Here is a 1,248-nt window from a genome sequence, read left to right as displayed (position 1 = left end):
CGAAGTTCGTGATCATCAACCCGTACGGCAAGGAAAGCATCGACTTCGCCAGCCCGGACGCGGTGCGGGTGTTCAACCGCGCGCTGCTGAAGTCGTTCTACGGCATCGCCCACTGGGACATTCCGGCCGATTACCTGTGCCCACCGGTTCCCGGCCGCGCGGACTACGTGCACTTTCTGGCCGATCTGCTGGCCAACGGCAATGACGGCGTGATTCCCCGCGGCGCCGCGGTGAAAGTGCTGGACGTCGGTATGGGCGCAAACTGCGTGTACCCGCTGATCGGTCACAGTGACTACCGCTGGCAGTTTCTCGGCTCGGAAATCGATGCCACGGCCATCGCTGCGGCCAAGGCGATCGTTCAATCCAACGGCTTGAACAAAGCCATCCAGATTCGTCAGCAAACCAATCGCAAGCAGATTCTTTTGGGCTTGCTGGAAAGTACCGAGCGCTTTGACCTGACCCTGTGTAACCCGCCGTTTCATGCTTCGCTGGAGGAAGCCACCCGCGGCAGCACGCGCAAGTGGCGAGCGCTGGGCAAGGCCGATCCAAAACGCAAACTGCCGGTGCTGAATTTCGGCGGTCAGGCGGCGGAGTTGTGGTGCGAGGGGGGTGAGGTGCGATTCGTCACGCAACTGATCGCCGAGAGTGCACAGGTCAGCCAACAGGTGTTGTGGTTCAGCACCCTGGTGTCGAAAGCCTCGAACCTGCCGGCTATCCAGACCGCGCTGAAAAAGGCCGGTGCACTGGAAAGCCAGGTGGTGGAAATGTCCCAGGGTCAGAAACAAAGCCGCTTCGTCGCCTGGACCTTTCAGACCAAAGCGCAACAACAAGCCTGGCGGCAGGCGCGCTGGAGCAAAGTCTCTGCAGAGTAAATGATATTGGCAGCCCGCCTATGCACTTGTAGGAGCCAGGCTTGCCGGCGAAGGCGTTTTCAAGAGCGCCTTCGCCGGCAAGCCTGCCTCCTGCGAAAAAGGCATGCGCCGATCTGAGCCCACAAAAAAACCGTGCCCGGATTGCTCCGGCGCACGGTTTTTTTTAACAAGTCTTACTTGTTGACAGCGTCGGTCAGGCCTTTGGCCACAACCAGCTTGATCACTTTCTTGGCAGCGATTTCGATGGCAGCGCCAGTCGAAGGGTTGCGGCCGGTACGGGCAGGACGCTCAGTCACTTTCAGCTTGCCGATACCTGGCAGAGTGATTTCGCCGCCGTTTTCCAGCTGATCGGCAACGATTTGGCCCAGTTGGTCCA

The 1,248-nt window shown here is 59.7% G+C and carries 2 protein-coding genes; one reads left to right on the top strand and one right to left on the bottom strand.

The window, feature by feature from the left end; genetic code table 11:
- On the top strand, positions 1–872 hold an 872-nt coding region (gene rlmF, locus D8V06_RS26410), incomplete at its 5' end, for a 23S rRNA (adenine(1618)-N(6))-methyltransferase RlmF (RefSeq protein WP_130932114.1).
- 173 nt (positions 873–1,045) lie between these two features.
- Here the strand turns inward: rlmF and D8V06_RS26405 are convergent.
- Positions 1,046–1,248: HU family DNA-binding protein (locus D8V06_RS26405; protein ID WP_130932113.1), on the bottom strand; the 203-nt coding region annotated here is incomplete at its 5' end.

Origin of the sequence: Pseudomonas sp. Sample_24 (genome assembly GCF_004307605.1) — a bacterium.
Taxonomy (GTDB): domain Bacteria; phylum Pseudomonadota; class Gammaproteobacteria; order Pseudomonadales; family Pseudomonadaceae; genus Aquipseudomonas.
Note: the sequence above shows the minus strand (reverse complement) of the source record. Positions and strands in the feature narration are given on the sequence as shown.